This is a genomic window from Olsenella profusa F0195, from assembly GCF_000468755.1.
GTDB classification, from domain to species: Bacteria; Actinomycetota; Coriobacteriia; order Coriobacteriales; family Atopobiaceae; genus Olsenella_F; species Olsenella_F profusa.
Genome location: NZ_AWEZ01000029.1, coordinates 51,914 through 67,062 on the forward strand (window position 1 = coordinate 51,914; position 15,149 = coordinate 67,062).

At 61.9% G+C, this 15,149-nt stretch carries 12 protein-coding genes and 1 pseudogene; 11 read left to right on the forward strand and 2 right to left on the reverse strand.

Annotated elements, in window-relative coordinates:
• Positions 1 to 171: 171 nt before the first annotated feature.
• From HMPREF1316_RS03735 to HMPREF1316_RS03780, 9 genes and pseudogenes are all read left to right on the forward strand, one after another.
• Positions 172 to 930 carry a DeoR/GlpR family DNA-binding transcription regulator gene (locus HMPREF1316_RS03735; RefSeq protein WP_021725554.1) on the forward strand — a complete coding sequence of 253 codons (759 nt, stop codon included), beginning with the start codon at positions 172 to 174 and terminating at the stop codon, positions 928 to 930.
• A 674-nt stretch (positions 931 to 1,604) separates the two neighbouring features.
• Positions 1,605 to 5,168 (forward strand): DEAD/DEAH box helicase, encoded by a 3,564-nt coding sequence (locus HMPREF1316_RS03745; protein WP_084620840.1) that lies wholly within the window; start codon positions 1,605 to 1,607, stop codon positions 5,166 to 5,168.
• Positions 5,169 to 5,346: 178 nt separating this feature from the next.
• Positions 5,347 to 5,595: a hypothetical protein gene (locus HMPREF1316_RS03750; RefSeq protein WP_156900988.1), complete on the forward strand. Its 249-nt coding sequence runs from the start codon at positions 5,347 to 5,349 to the stop codon at positions 5,593 to 5,595.
• A gap of 397 nt (positions 5,596 to 5,992) precedes the next feature.
• Positions 5,993 to 6,604 carry a DNA-3-methyladenine glycosylase I gene (locus HMPREF1316_RS03755; protein WP_021725559.1) on the forward strand — a complete coding sequence of 204 codons (612 nt, stop codon included), beginning with the start codon at positions 5,993 to 5,995 and terminating at the stop codon, positions 6,602 to 6,604.
• A gap of 82 nt (positions 6,605 to 6,686) precedes the next feature.
• Positions 6,687 to 6,944, forward strand: a pseudogene (locus HMPREF1316_RS15015) (TIGR04076 family protein); the annotation flags it as partial.
• Positions 6,945 to 7,066: 122 nt separating this feature from the next.
• Positions 7,067 to 7,351, forward strand: coding sequence for an autorepressor SdpR family transcription factor (locus HMPREF1316_RS03760; RefSeq protein ID WP_021725571.1), 285 nt, complete (start codon positions 7,067 to 7,069; stop codon positions 7,349 to 7,351).
• 34 nt (positions 7,352 to 7,385) lie between these two features.
• Positions 7,386 to 8,018, forward strand: a complete 633-nt coding sequence (locus HMPREF1316_RS03765; RefSeq protein WP_198009571.1) for an SdpI family protein — start codon at positions 7,386 to 7,388, stop codon at positions 8,016 to 8,018.
• 604 nt (positions 8,019 to 8,622) lie between these two features.
• On the forward strand, positions 8,623 to 9,267 hold the full coding sequence (locus tag HMPREF1316_RS03775; RefSeq protein ID WP_021725570.1) for an L-2-amino-thiazoline-4-carboxylic acid hydrolase: 645 nt from the start codon (positions 8,623 to 8,625) through the stop codon (positions 9,265 to 9,267).
• Positions 9,268 to 9,468: 201 nt separating this feature from the next.
• Positions 9,469 to 10,782: a helix-turn-helix domain-containing protein gene (locus tag HMPREF1316_RS03780; protein ID WP_198009572.1), complete on the forward strand. Its 1,314-nt coding sequence runs from the start codon at positions 9,469 to 9,471 to the stop codon at positions 10,780 to 10,782.
• Between the two features lie 273 nt (positions 10,783 to 11,055).
• Here HMPREF1316_RS03780 and HMPREF1316_RS03785 read toward each other — a convergent pair whose 3' ends face one another.
• Both HMPREF1316_RS03785 and HMPREF1316_RS03790 read right to left on the reverse strand, forming a co-directional pair.
• Complete coding sequence (locus HMPREF1316_RS03785) at positions 11,056 to 11,592, reverse strand: nitroreductase family protein (RefSeq protein ID WP_021725623.1); 537 nt, start codon at positions 11,590 to 11,592, stop codon at positions 11,056 to 11,058.
• 131 nt (positions 11,593 to 11,723) lie between these two features.
• A complete protein-coding gene (locus HMPREF1316_RS03790) occupies positions 11,724 to 13,478 on the reverse strand; it encodes an IS1634 family transposase (protein WP_021725624.1) in 1,755 nt (584 codons plus the stop codon).
• Between the two features lie 162 nt (positions 13,479 to 13,640).
• Between HMPREF1316_RS03790 and HMPREF1316_RS14005 the strand changes: the two genes are divergently transcribed.
• Entirely contained in the window at positions 13,641 to 14,729 is a 1,089-nt protein-coding gene (locus HMPREF1316_RS14005; protein WP_198009573.1) for an XRE family transcriptional regulator, read from the forward strand.
• On the forward strand, positions 14,726 to 15,112 hold the full coding sequence (locus HMPREF1316_RS03800) for a hypothetical protein (RefSeq protein ID WP_021725578.1): 387 nt from the start codon (positions 14,726 to 14,728) through the stop codon (positions 15,110 to 15,112). The genes HMPREF1316_RS14005 and HMPREF1316_RS03800 overlap by 4 nt, the downstream gene beginning before the upstream one ends.
• The last annotated feature ends 37 nt before the right edge of the window (positions 15,113 to 15,149 follow it).

The following is a 15,149-nucleotide window of genomic DNA, read 5'->3' on the forward strand; positions in this document are numbered from 1 at the left end:
GAGCAATCCGGAGCTGCCCAGATGCTTGTGTCAAGGATGGAGGCGGCATAGGATAGGCAACAGCTGACCGGAAATCCGGATGATGGCCGTCAGCTGGGGTGGCTGTTACGCGAGCTCTCTCGACACTACCTTTTCGGACGGGTGCTTCCCTTATGCATTTGAGGTTGGGACATGAAAGCAGCAGAGCGACAGGAACAGATGAAACAGTACATCCAGGCTGCCGACCGCGTGACCGTGGCAGAGCTCAGTGGGCATTGGGGCATCACCGAGGAGACGGTTCGCCGTGATCTTGACAAGCTCGAGTCCCAAGGGTCAGTCACCAGGGTTCATGGCGGGGCGATCTGGAATGGCTTCGTCGATACGGGAGGCGAGCATTTCGTCAGACGCCACAAGATCAATGCAAGGGAAAAGGGCTATATCGCCCTCAAGGCTGCTGAGGTCATCCATCCCTGTGAGACAATCATCGCCGATGCGAGCTCTACAGTCTTAGAGGCCCTGAAGGCCGTCGGCGACGAGCGTCGGCTGACCGTGATCACCAACTCGTCGAAGATTTGTGATGGAAGCTTCGAGCCAGCCTACAACCTAATCTGCACAGGCGGAATCTACAATTGGAAGTCCCTCTCCTTCCAGGGAGAGTCCGCCCTGGAGAGCATCAGGAAGTATCGCGTCGATCTGGCCATCTTAGGCTGCAAGGCACTTGACCTTGACCTTGGCGTGATGGACTCATACGAGAGCGAAGCGGTCGTGAAGCGCGTGATGGTGGAGCAGGCAGACAAGGTCGCGATACTGGCCGATCATACGAAGTTCGACAAGGTGGCCCTCCTCAAGTTGATGGACTTGGGAGATATCTCCTACATCATTACCGATAGGGAGCCATCCAAGGAATGGGTGTCGCTCTGCAGGACAGCGGGCGTCGGCCTCCTGTACTGATGCCCACATGGCTAGTTCGAGCCAGCGGAGATGTTGGCCAGCTCGTCGGGATGCCCACTCTGTCTGAGCCGGTAGAGGAACGAACCGTCAACCTCCCCTCCTTCGGGCAAGGCACCCAGAAGTCACCCACCGCGCTGCCCGCGAGTTGCCGGAACAGCCCGTTGTGCATGTGGACGCAGCTTACCCTAAGGCACGTCGGCGGGATAGAAGGGGGTGCCGCCCTTGTGTGCAACATTACCCATCCCTATTTCGACGAAGGGATCTCTCTGAGGTTCGGCACCGCCTATCGGTGTGAGGGCGCATGGGATGAGGACGGCAAGGCCTGAGTGAGTGGGATTACCTCGATGCGAGGAGCCCCATGAACGTCAACCATACCAGCGGCAGAGTCGCCAGAGATTTCCATCATCGCTCTGCCGAAGACATTGAGCTGCTGTTCGTAGTCGAGGTACCGCTCGACTGCCGCCACGCATCCATACCCGGTCGTCATTCAGACTCCCCTCATCCTCAGCTGGGGGAGCGCACCTGGAGTTTGGGTGTGCAGAAGTGCGGCGGCAGGGCTACTATCATGAGCAGATGCTTCGTGGCATCCGTTGTGACAAGCCTGGGCTGACTACTCGGGGAGATGACGTGCCGTGCGGAAAGACCGTAAGAACGCAATCCTAGACTCCTGGATCATGGTCGAGCGGCTCTCCGAGGGTGATATCAAGAGGCGCTCCAGTGCTATTCTCACGCTGCAGGATCTGCGAGATGGAGACTTTTACTCGTGCTTCAAGTCCCTGATGCAAAAGAGGCATGCAGCTACAGCGCGGCATGGCGGCATAGTCGCCTATGTTGGCGTCTTCGCATTCAAGGAAATGACTTCCCTGCTCCGGACAGCATACGGCCTCAAAGAGACCAATGAGGACGTATGCTCGGGAGACAAATTTCACCTCGCTCTCTACTTTGACAAGAACCTGAACCTCGATGGGGACAAGACCTTCCTTACCGAGAGTGGCTATATCCTGCGAAACAGGGGAAAGGTTCCGGACATAGGCCAGTTTGACGCATATGAGGCTGAACGCAAGACGGAGTTAAAGCAAAAGTTTGATGGCACTGCCGATGATCAATCGGCGTTCAATGCGGCAATCCTCAGCGTGATGGACGACCTTGGAGTCTCCCTTGAGGAATGCTGCCTGCAAGTCGTACACAACCTCGAGTCAGATGCGACGAACCTCCATTCCTTCTTTCTCGATGACCTCCAGAAGGCAAAGGGCCTCAGCACGGATAATCTTGACCTCTATCTGAGCGCAGGCAATGCAGCCGGAAGGGTCAACTTGGACAGCAAATCGGACTCTGTGCACTTCAACCCACATGTCTTCGAAGACATTCTCCAACCGAAGAACTATCCGCTCGGAAGGTTTCCCAGCACTACCGAGCACGTCCTCTCGCTCATGCAGCAAGTCGCAGTGAACCTAGCGACGGGATATGACGACCGCCAGATGAGAAGCGTCAACGGCCCACCGGGCACAGGCAAGACGACACTACTCAAGGACATCTTTGCCGAACTCATCGTACAGCAGGCCCATGACATCGCCGAACTGCCCAGACATCAAATCAAGGGCACCGAAAGCACGCGCTACTACAACGACGCGTCCATTGGCGTCATCCCGAGGCATGTCGTCGAGAGCGGGATAGTGGTTGCGAGCTCGAACAACGGAGCCGTCCAGAACATCGTGAATGAGCTGCCACTGGTGAAGGAGATTGACGACCGTCTGCTCGAAGAGCTGAGAGAGGCGGATTACTTTCGTGAAATCTCCAACTCGAAGTCCTTCCGCGACTGGGAGGGCGGCACAGAGGAAGGGCATCGGGAGAAGCCGGTGCACCAGACCAACGAGGGGGAGAGTTGCTGGGGCCTGTTTTCGCTTGAGGGCGGAAGAGCGACAAACATGACGAACATCGTCACCAACGTGAAGCATGTGATGGAATACCTGCAGAATGACTATATGCCTGATGAGGATGTCTACGAGGCCTTCCTCGAACAGTACGGTCAGGTCGAGTCCATGCGCAGTGATGTGCAGGCCCTCGCAGACAAGGCGACTGCCCATGAGCATGATCTTAGAAGTCTTGACCAGCTTTCGGAAGAGCGTATCGCCACCCTGGCACAGCAGGATGACGAGCGCAGGAGGCTGGGCGAAGCACGACGAAGGGGGCTGGACGACTGGGAAGCCCGCAGAGACGGCCTGCAAAGGGAACTCGAGGGGACGCGCGTCCAGGAGCAGGCGCTATCGCAGAAGCTCAGCGAGGCAAGACGAGAGCGTGATGCCTTCACTACCCAAAGGCCTGGCCTATTTGCAGGTCGTGCCATCAGGGGGGACTATCGGAGAGGATTGGCCGACAGGAACGACCAGGTTGCTGCAATCAATGTCGAATGGCAGGCATGTATCGACCGTGAGGCTGCGGAGAAGATAGCCCTCGACAGGCTGAACGCCGAACCTGCGAGCTTCGATGCGAGGCAGGCACAACAAGAGCGACACTTCTCTGCCAAGATGGACGAGCTCGAGAGGCAGATTGCTGCAGTGAGGCGACGCATTGGTACGTACGAAGGCGCTGTCAGGCGCCAGGGCATTGTGCCGCTCGACATGAGCCGTCCCTATGATGACCTACAGATGTCCAACCCATGGTTTGGGAGGGATTACCGCATTTCCCAGTCAAGGCTGTTCATCATGGCGCTGCGCGTCCGCAAGCAGTTCCTCTATGACAACAGGAGGAACGTGAGGGCGGCCGTAAATATCTGGGAGCATCAGTCACAGTGCGCAAGGAAGAACAAGCAGCTCATAGGTGTGGCATTCAACTGGATACATATGGTGATCCCTGTTATTAGCTCAACGTTCGCCAGCTTCTCGCGCATGTGTGCGAACCTCGGGGCAAACTCGCTTGGGCACCTCTTCGTGGACGAGGCCGGCCAGGCGCTCCCGCAGGCCAGCGTGGGCGCGATACTCAGGAGCAGGCATGTGATGGCTGTGGGCGATCCCCTGCAGATAAAGCCCGTGCTCACCCTTGACTCCAATGTGCTTGGGTTGCTCGGAGAGCACTTTGGCGTCACTGAGAGATATCTTTCGGACTCCGCCTCTACCCAGACGTTGGTTGATTCGGCAAGCAGATATGGCTTCTATCGCGAGAAGGACGAGTCGGATGACTCTTGGATCGGCATTCCCCTGTGGGTGCACAGGCGCTGCCACTATCCCATGTTCACCATCTCAAATCGTATCTCGTATGGCGGACTCATGGTTCAGGCCAACAGGGATGGGTTCGGTAAGACGGGGTGGTATGACGTCTCCGGCAAGGCCGATGACAAATACGTTAGAGAACAGGGAGAGTTCCTCTCGAGAAGGATCAAGGAGCTGATGGAGAAGGATCCAAGGGTCGGGGACGAGGACGAGAAGGACATCGTATACGTCATCACTCCGTTTGCCAATGTGGCACGGCACCTGTCCCAGAAGTTATGGAAGATTGGGTTTACTCGCTATGACGATAGTGACAGGCCCACAAATGTGGGAACGATTCACACGTTCCAGGGCAAGGAGGCGCCTGTGGTGTTTATGGTGCTTGGCGCGGACCAGTCGAGCAAGGGCGCTGCTGGGTGGGCTGTGAGAGAACCAAATATGATGAACGTTGCCGCGACTCGCGCCAAGGAAGAGTTCTATGTCATTGGTGACAAGGAGTTGTATTTGAGCATTGGCAGTGACGTTGCGACAGAGACGTACAGAGTGATGCGAGAGTACAAGGCGGAGCATCCCGAAAAGGTGGACGAGGACGTCTCGATTGGGGAGGGCACTACTGGACGAGGAACCCAAGGTGGGCCTTTGGATGACGGTGACGCCAGTGCCGAGCATGTCCGTGCCGGACAGGCAGCCAAGAAGCCAACGGAGAGCCATTCCACGATGACAGCTGCTGGGGGCGTGGTCGCGGATGCCGTTCTCCAAGCTTCAGCTCAAGAGACCTATTCTTGGGGGAGGGCTTGCTCACTATTTGGACGCGATAAGCTCGGCCCACAGATAAGGAACTCTACGAGCGCGAACAGATTATTGGAGAGCGCTGGCTGGATTGAGAGGGTCGATGATGGATGGCGTCCGACGGATCGGGGTCGTGCACTTGGCATCAGCTGTGGAAGCTATGATGGCAAACCACGCTGCAAGTACACGATGAGGGTCTTTGGGGAGTTGGTCACCTTGCTCCAAGATGCCAACCCTGGTGGCTGATGTGGCAGGGCCCCGAGGAGAAATCTGTCTGACTTAGAATGGTATGCTCATGCTCATGCTCATGCACATCGGCCGTTTGCCAATATGGCCATTCGGTGTCTCGCATGCAAGTGAGACAATCAATCGGCAGCTCGCTTTCGTGCCAGACGTGCAATAGCGGCGGAGGTGTGGAATGAGCATGACAGACACCCAATTCACAGGGACGGGCTTCTACGCGGAGTTCGCGGACAAGTCGCTCTTGCGTAGGAATGACTGGCGGGCACTCATCGCCGAGCTGCAAGCGGTCTATGGGACCGTTGGCATGAAGCTGCCGGAGCTCGATTCCGATGACGCCCCGGGGGACATCGACCCGTTCACGGTCTTTGGCCTCTTCAACAAGGGCATCACCGATGCCAATCGCAAAAGGATCGCCGTGGGGGTGGCATGAGAGTTTGGCGCGATCGCCGCTGCCGGATGACTTCGCGGACATCCCGGTGTTCAACGACCTCAACGCGACGTTCTACGCTTTCTGTGACAATGCCCGTTGCGACGAGGGAGACATCGACAGGCTGTGGGAGGCCTTCGAAACCCGCTTGCCTTTGCGGGCGATCCGAGCGAGGCGGTGTCCTTGTCGGCCTACGACGTCGTCCTGCACCAGTCTGGCATCAGCTGGAAGATCACCATGGGACCACGGACACGTCCTCATCATCGACGCAAAGTAGGAGGTGGTTGCCGTATGAGCATGCGATGCGGAGGCAGATGTACCGAGATGGCAAAGCAGTTGCGCACCGGCGGCTGCGACAGGCGTACGGTGGAGAAGCTCGTGGGTAAGGACGTGTGACGTCATGGGATTCTGCGGATGGGCGTCTGCCGACGAGCTGGATAGGGCGTACCACGACGCTGAGTGGGGTGTGCCCGTACATAACGACCGACACATGTTCGAGCACCTGACGATGGAGAGCCTGCAATGCGGCCTGTCATGGGTGCTCATGCTGAAGAAGCGAGAAGTCTTCCGGGAATGCTTCGATGCCTTCGACTACGGCAAGGTCGCTGCCTATGGCGAGGAGGACGTCGAACGCATCCTGGCCACCGAAGGCATGATTCGCTCCCGCCGCAAGGTAGAGGCCGTCATCAACAACGCAAGGTGCTACCAGAAGGTGCGCGAGGAGTTCGGTACCTTCTGCGAATACCTGTGGGGTTACACGGGCGGAAAGACCATCCTCTACGACAGGCACGGCGAGGAGGACGCGAGAATACCCGTGAGTAATGGCCTTTCCGCCCGCATCAGCCACGACCTGAGGAAGCGCGGCTTCAAGTACGTTGGCCCCATCACCATCTACTCGCATCTGCAGGCATGTGGCATCGTGAACGACCACGACGAGGCCTGTCCGCGTCGCGCCTTCGTCATAGAGAACTACCCGTGCGTGGCAAAGCGCCGGGACAAGGAGGTGTACTGAGCCATGAAGCACAAGTGCAAGGTGACGGTCATCAAAGAGGGTCTACCCGGAGCTCCAGGAGAGGTACCTTGCAGACCCCGAGAGCGGTACATGTCCCTGCTTCGAGGTGGGCGATGAGTTCCTGTTCGAGCGCGCGGACGGACATGACGACTTCTGGCATTTTGGGCGCGACCGCGACCCAAAGTTCCCCTGCGCCGAGGCATGGGACTGCATCAGCCGCTATAGTCAGTTGAGCCCCAAGGGCAAGTCCCGCAGTGCAGACAAAACGAGTCGAGTCGGGCGGACAGGGAGAGTCCAGCGCTCTCATGTTGGCCACAGGCGATGTGCGCGTCGCACATGATGCCTGAAGGCAGATGCCAGGCGAGGCTCTACAGTTCGATTAATATCGAACTGTATGACATCCATCGAACGAACCGGAGTATACTCGGTTTCAGGGAAGATGGCGGAGAACGAGGGGGCGGCATGGTCGGCGATGGCTTCAAGGCGCTCTCGGATCCTACGCGCCGCCGTATCCTTGAGCTCCTCGGCGAGCATGACATGACGGCCAGCGAGATTGGGGTGCACTTTCCCCAGAGCAAGGCAACGCTCTCCCACCATCTCGAGGCCCTGCGCGAGGCGGGTCTCGTGAAGGCGGAACGCCAAGGGCGCCGCGTCCTCTATCAGCTGGACACTACCGTGCTGCAGAGTCTCATCGCCTGGTTCTATAGCTTGGCCGAGTCGGAGGGTAATGATGAGCTCAAAACCTAAGCGTCTCGAGCGTGTCTTCTGGGTTGTGCTTCTGGTGGCGATCCTTGTCCACCTCGCTGTCTACCTGCTGGTAGCCTATCCTGCCATGCCGGAGATGGTTCCCATCCACTGGAGCGTGGGGGATGCGGCCGGTGAATGGAGCCCCAAGTGGGTGACGATCATCACTGCGGCACTGCCCCTGCCCATCCTGCTTCTCGTGTTCCTCGTGCCCCGGATAGACCCCAAGGGGCGCAACTTCGATCACTTCCGTAGCGTCTATCTGGGTGTTTCTGCTGCCATTCCGCTTGTCACGGCCGCCATATCGTGGACGATGCCATTCATTGCCCTTGGTGTCATGCCCGCGGACAGGACGTTTGTCACCACGCTCATTCTCCTCTGTGCTGCCATGCTCATGATTGCGTTCGGCAACTACCTGCCACGTGTCAGGCCCAACTATATGTTGGGCGTCCAGACGCCCTGGACGCTCGCGAGTGAAGCCACCTGGCGCCGTACGCATCGTTTTGCCGGTCCTGTCTTCATGACTGCAGGCGTGGCAATGCTCGTTGTGATACCGTTCTCGGCCATTGCCCCCACGGTGTCATTCTGGATCGCAATGAGCGCGTTGTTCGCCGCGATTGTCATCGTGTGCGCCTACAGCTACGTGGCCTGGCGACGTGAGGGGCGCTAGGCGCACCCGGTGCGGCTCGCCGCCTTGGACATGCCGCTCCTCGATGAGTTGGTGATCGATGCCGACATCATACCGAGCATGGGGATGCGTGGGTCTTTGTCTCCCGCCGATGAGAGGGACCGCGTCACGGTGACACGCCATGCACGGGTCGAGAGACGCCGTCTCCTCGTCCGTGTGGAGCTGGTGCCCGCCATCCTTCATGAGTGACCGTGAGCCTTGCACCGTCCGACCTGCGGAGGCCAGCAGGGCGTCACGGGATGTCATGTCGTCCCTCTCACCCAACAGCGCCTCGGTCGGAACGCTCCACTCCAGCGGGTGCGACCTCACGTGGCACAGGTAGGTCAGGACGGCGCCTCACCGAATGCCGTGGGGAATCTCACGCCTGTCCCGCAGATCATCCCCATATGGCTGGTGAATACCATCGAGGAAGCAGCCGCCTGCTCACTCATCTCGCGTCCCTCCTCGCGCCGAGGCCTTCAGGGTCTTGGTGATGTCGTGTTTCAATGAGCTGCTTGGATAGAATGAGAGGAGGTCACCTTGGCTAACTATATGGCCGGCATGGCAGGAGGCCGCGTGTGGCACAGCCGAGACGGTGGGAGGCGTCATGCTCGCGTACAGATCGAGGTACTTCAACCTGATCGCACCGTTCCTGTGGCATTACATCGCCAAACGCAATGGTCACAAGCTTGCGGCACGGTGCTATCACGACGCGCGTCCCATCTATCGGGACATGCTTGCGAAGGCGCCGAACGTTGGTGCCAAGAATCCCATGGCGCATAACATCTACATGGCGCTCGTGTTCTTTGCCATGTACCGCGCGTCCGGGGGAGAGCTTACCAAGGAGGACCTGCGAGCTGCGGTGGGTGACTTCATGGACATGCCCCTCATGCATCTCATAGGCAGGATGGATGACCTCAACACGCCACAAACCCGCGCCAGGTTCGAGAGGAACTCCCGCCAAAACGAGCAATGGCGCCTCGATCATCTGGATCAGATCGACGCCAGCTGGGACTTCAACTTTGACGGCGGACCTCAAGGTGATGGCGTCTGGTACTACTTCACCTACTGTCCCATCAATCAGTTCTGCCGGGAGAACGGCCTTCTGGACGTGCTACCCATCATGTGCGACATAGATTACAAGAGCTGTGCGCTCGCCCATGGTGTGCTGCGTCGCGAGCACACGCTTGCCTTGGACGGGAAGGTCTGTGACTACTGGATGGTGGGGGATGGGGGGAAGGGCCCGCGATAGGCGGCCATATGCAACATCTCGCGGTGAATTGAATTTCGAAAAGCAATCCTGTTGCATCAAGTCGTGCAGGGACGGCAGACGAGATTGGGGGCAGGACGGGCTCCGCATCCATCCTGCCCCCGCCTTCCCCTAGCATCCCTCTTGCTGCTGCTGGCTCCCGCCGGAAGGGAGACAGCGATGAGAGACGGCAGGAGGAAGCACATGGACAAGGATAGCAGGGTGATCATAGAGGAAGGCATGGGGAGAGGCGATTCCGCACGGAAGATAGCCAGGGAGGCCGGCACGAGCCCCTCTACCGTGACGAGGGAGGTGAAGGCGAACAGGACCCTCAAGGAGAAGAGGCGCACGCCGGGCGCGAACCTGTCGGTGCGCTGCGCGCGGGGGAAGGAGTGCACGAGGGTGGGCTCCGCATGCGATGGATGCAGCAGCCGGGCCGTACGCTGCAGGGACTGCAGGACGAGGAGCTGCATAGAGCACTGCCCGGACCTCGAGCCGCCGATGTGCCCCGTGACGGAGAGATGGCCCTATGTCCGCCCCGAAGGATGCAGGAAGCGGCAGACGTGCAGCTATCCCAAGAGCAGGTACCGCGCAGAGGAGGCGCAGGTCGCCCACGAGGAGAGGCCCGTCTCGAGCCGGAGGGGCATAGGCCTCACCGCAGACGGGCTCGAGCGGCTGAACTCCAGGATTGCGCCGCTGGTGAGGCGGGGATGGAGCTTCGAGGCGATCTGCACCGAGCTGGGCGACGGGCTCGGCGTCTGCCTGCGCTCGCTCTGCAACTGCCAGGCGGACGGCATCCTGGAAATCTCCAACGTCGAGCTGCCCAGGAAGGCGAGGCTCAGGCCCAGGAAGAGGAGGAGGGATCAGGGGAAGCCGCGCATCGACAGGTCCGGCCACGAGCACTCCGACTTCATGGCGCTGCCCCTGGAGGAGAGGGCGAGGGTCGTGCAGGGAGACTCCGTCTGCGGCAGGCAGCGGGCCGCCCGCGACATCCTCACCCCGCATATCGTGGCGAGGCACCTCCAGCTCTACCCGAGGAGGAGGCATGCGGACCCTGCAGCCACCGTCGCGGCATTCGACCGCATCGAGCGCGCCCTGGGGTCCCGCGCGGCCTTCGGGGCCGCGTTCGGCATCATGCTCCTCGACAGGGGCACGGAGTTCGACGACCTGGAGGGCATGGAGCGCAGCTGCCTCGAGCCCGGGGAGAGGAGATGCCGCATCTTCTGGTGCGACCCGCAGGAGTCCAACCAGAGGTCCGAGGCGGAGCGCAACCACGAGCAGCTGAGGCGGATATTCCCCAAGGGGCATGTGGGCATGGACGCGCTCACCGACAGGGACGTGGCGCTCGCCTGCAGCCATGTCAACTCGTACCCACTCGCATCGATAGGCGGCTGCCCGTTCGGCGGGCTGGGATCGCTCCTGCCGGAAGGAGCGCTCGCGAGGCTCGGGATCGTGCGCATCCCTGCGGGGGGCGTGGTGCTCAGGCCCTCGCTCGCCCCGCATGCATATCTGAGGTAGCATGGCCGCATGGGCTGCCTGCGGCATGGAGCCGCCGGCAGCGGGCAATATGAATACGTCGGCCGGAGCCGGCAGCAGCATGTACGTCCGGCCCCCTCCGTTGCACGCAGTCATGCAATCGTGGAGAGGGGGCCGATTCTTCCATGGCCGGAGGGCGTGCAATCCGGCGGCCAGGATGCTCCGGAAGGACGGATTGCACGCCTTGCTGCAACGCTTCCGGCACGTTTTGCAGGACTTGCTGCAACCGTTGCGCTTCGGCTTGCAGTGTTGCGCTTACAAATTCAATCCACCTTCATTCATTGGCAGGGGAGATGAGAAGTCGTTCTCGAAGAACAGCTCCCCGAAGGCCATCCTGCCATCCGACCGCAGTGCCCTTCTCATGGCCGACTCGCGCACGGAGCGTTTGGGGGCGGCGTGGCCTATCGGGCTGACGGCTGGCATGACCTCGTCTTCTCCAACCTCCATCGCCCGCTCGAAGGCAGGCCGGTCGATGGTGCCCGCAAGCCATACCGTGCCCAGCCCCAGCGAGGTGGCGTGCAGGATGAGGCGCTCGAAGGCGTAGCCAAACGCCTCCTCCGCATGTGGCTGCCTGACGACCTTTGCGGCGACGTAGGTGCGTGCACCAAGGATGACGGGGCTGGACAGCCCGTGCTCGTCAGCGTCCAGCACGCGGAACTCGATGGGAATGTGGAAGGGGTTCTCGAGGGAGCCAGCGTAGTCGCTGAGCTCCCCGAGTAGCGCAGGGCCCAGTGACGTGCCGTCAAAGGTTCTCACGCTCCTTCTGGCACGGATGGCGTCAATGAGATCCATTCGGTCTCCTACCGATCGATCAGTAGTAGTATCCCGACTTTAGCAGTAACGAGAGGCCGTTTGACCAACCCCACCTGGTCAAACGGCCTCATTTGCATTGAATGTTTTCCGACGGCACACCGTCCGTCCCGCTAGCCCCAGCCGATTGTCTTCCCCTTGGCGAAGAGGGCCTTGATGTCGCGCGCCCTCATCCACCTCCTGGGGGCCTCCTCGCCGACGAGCGCGAAGATCTCGTCCGTGAGGTCGGTCCTGTGGTCGAAGAGCCACCAGCCGTCGTCGGCGTAGGAGCAGTCGAGGGCGCGCATGTCGTCGAGGAGCGCCTGCGCCGAGGGGTGCGAGGGAAGCGCCCTCTGGGAGAGTCTCACGATCAGGAGCGCCAGGTAGCAGGTCAGGAAGTGCGCCCTGATGTGCTCCCTGGTCCAGACGTAGACGGGGCGCGACGAGAGGCCGCCGGTCTTGGTGACGCGGAAGGACTCCTCGATCCTCCAGAGCTCGCGGTAGGCGTCGAGTATGCGGGAGTCCTCCCAGTCCGTCTCGCTCGTGACGACGAGGTAGTGGCCGTCGAGGGCGGCGGCGCGGTCGCCCGCCTCCCGGTCGATCTCCGGCCTGACCCCGGGGACCTCGACGACCTCCCCGGTCCTCGCGTCGAAGGAGACGCCGCGCACGTACTGGGCGGCGCCGTGGTGGGTGGCCCTGGTGTAGGCGCCCGGCCTCCCCACGAGCTGCCTCGACCTCTCGAGCACGGCCTCCCTCTCGTGCCTCGCGCGCTCTGCGTACTTGCGGCTCCACATGGCCACGACCTTGACCTCGACGTCCACGTCCCTGGCCTCGCCGTCCAGCGTGTCGACGTCCCCGAGGTGCACGCGCCTGTGCCTCTGGGAGCCCTTGGTCCTGAACTCGCCGTCCGGGGAGGAGACGTAGCCCCTCCCCGAGAGCGCCCAGTCGCGCAGCCTCGCGTCGCTCCTGGTGCCGCGCATGGACTGGGAGAAGACGAAGCCGTCGCCCTGGGCGACGACGCCCGCCATGTTGGCGGAGCTGTTCATGCCCCTGTCGGCCACGACCACGACGCGGCCCATGCCCCTCTCCCTGCGCCCCTCGAGCACCGGCAGCATCGTCTGGCAGTCGTTGGTGTTGCCGGGGAAGAGGTCGAAGGATATCGGCACGCCGTCCGCGTCCTGGAGGAGCCCCATCTGCACGATCGGGTTGGGGCGGTGCTCCTTCGACACGCCCTTCCTCCTCAGCCCCTCCTCCCCGTCGTCGGGGTCGCACTCGAAGAAGTAGTTGGTGACGTCGTAGTAGACGAGCGACTCGTCCCTCCCCGTGTTCCTCGCGATGGCCCTGTTGCAGGCGCCCACCACCCTGTCCGAGACCCTCTCCAGCTCCGTGAGCGCGCGGTAGGCGTCGGCCTCGGAGAGCTCGGAGCGGAAGAAGTGCCTGTCGGCGTTGGAGACGGCCGCGAGCTTGGAGCCCGGGTCCAGGAGCCTCTCGCAGACGAGGAGGCGGAGCGCGGCGTTCAGGTCGAAGCCCACCTTGCGCCCCCTCATGGAGTTGCGTATCGCCGTCTCCACCCCGAGGGCGTCCAGCCACCAGCAGGCGAGCGCGTCGCCGGCGTGCCTGCGGAGCGCGCGCGACTTCCTCTTGTCGACCCTCTCCCTCGGATGGACCGTGATGGTCGCGGGCGCCTCCTCGCGGAGCCTCTCGGCGTCCATCTCGGCCACGACCCCCCTGAAGTGGGCGACGGGGTCGTCGAACTCCCTTGCGAGCTCGTCGACGTAACCGAACGTCCTTATGGTCCTCTGCCTGTTCCTGCCGCTCTCGTCGCGGTAGCCCTGCACGGCCGAGAGGCTGACCCTCCCGCCCTTCGTCGGCGTCCTCTTCAGGTACATCGAAACCCCATCCCGCCTGCGGTTATACACCCCAACAGCATACCACACGTAGCAATACGTAGCAGAAAACAATTGTGCAAAATCGCATTGAAAATGCCCCGAAGGGCCAGCTAGGTCGCTATGTCCGAGTCTCAGAGGGTGGGGTCAAACTGCAAAACCGTGGTGGGAGGTCGGCCAGAGCATGCCCGACGTCGCGCTCCTACCCCGCATAGCGGCCCGGCCTACTTCTCGCTCACGCTCGACGAGCTGTTCGATTACCGCTCCGTGCTCTCCGAGGAGGAGCTGGCGACCCTCTATGCCGAGCTGCGCGCCGAGGCGATGCGCGACCAGCCCGCCGCGCTCGGCTGCCTGCGCGCGACCGTCCGTGATCACTATGCGGACGGTCGGCTCCTGGTCATGATGGCGTCGCTGCTCTTTGAGTGGGCGACCGTGGGGCTGGATCCCCTCGGGCAGGCGGGAAGCGAGACCTCCCGCGTGGCCGCCGAAGATGGTTCCGGCGCGTTGATGGCCGAGGCGGCCGACCTTCTCGACCACGTGATCGACGAGGGTTCCGATTCCGTGGCAGCACGGCAGGCAGTCCAGATGAGGGCTGCGGTACTCGTCCAGTCGGGGTCATATACGGAGGCGGTGGCGCTCTTGGAGCCTGTGGTCTCCCGGCAGGAGATACCGCAGGCGATGCTCCTGGTCACGGCCTATAAGGGGCTGGGACGCAAGGATGACGCCTGGAAGCTCATGCAGGCGGAATGCCTGCGCTCGACCTCGCTCGTCGAGGCGCTCCTGCTGCAGGAGGTCGGCATGGCGGAGGACGCCGAGCACGCCAGGCGTGCCGCCCGGGCGGCGAGCGCGCTTCACGGGACGCTCGACCTGGATGGGATTAACCCGAGCTACCGCGCGACGGTCGCCCTCGAGCTCGCAGGCACGCTCTGGCGGGCGGGCGATACGGACGGCGCCCTCGAGGCGCTTGCGGATGCGGCCGACCTCGCGCGGGAACTCGCGCCCGCCGTGCCCTTCTCGTCCCAGAGCTCGCCGCTCTATGACCGCATCGCTCCCGACGCCAACCCCGGGCGGTTTGGGGAGGCGTGGGCCGGGCACAAGGAGGGCCAGGCGTCCGACCTCGTCCGCGCCGTGAGGGAAGCCGTCGTCGCCGCGGTGGCCGACCCCGCGTGGGGCAGCCTTGCGGACGACGAGCGCTTTCGGGAGCTTGCCGCCTCTACCGCCACGCTCGTGGACGGCGGGCAAGGCGCGAGGTGAGGGACCCGCTCTCGGTGGCGCTGCGCCTCATGGCCCCGTTCGTCCGTGCCCGCGCGGGCGCGCTCGTGGGAGCCGCCGCCCTGCTCGTCGCATACTCGACCGTCGCCGTCTCGCCTGCGCTCATAACCCAGCGGCTTATCGACCGGGACCTCGCCGCAGGCGACGTGTCCCTCGTCGTCGCCCTCGCCCTCCTGCTCGTGCTCGCGAGCGGCGCGCAGTCGGCGCTCTCCGTTCTCTTGGTGCGTCTCCTCTCCGCGATGGGCGAGGGCGTGGCCGCAGACGTATCTATTTTGCTCATTGTACTGAGCAAAATTACTCAGTACAATGAGCAAAATTACTCAGTACCATGCGGAGGAGCAGTATGTACGAGCGCGCTCAGGTAGACACAATGGCTACGAGGATGCATGAGCGAGAGAATCC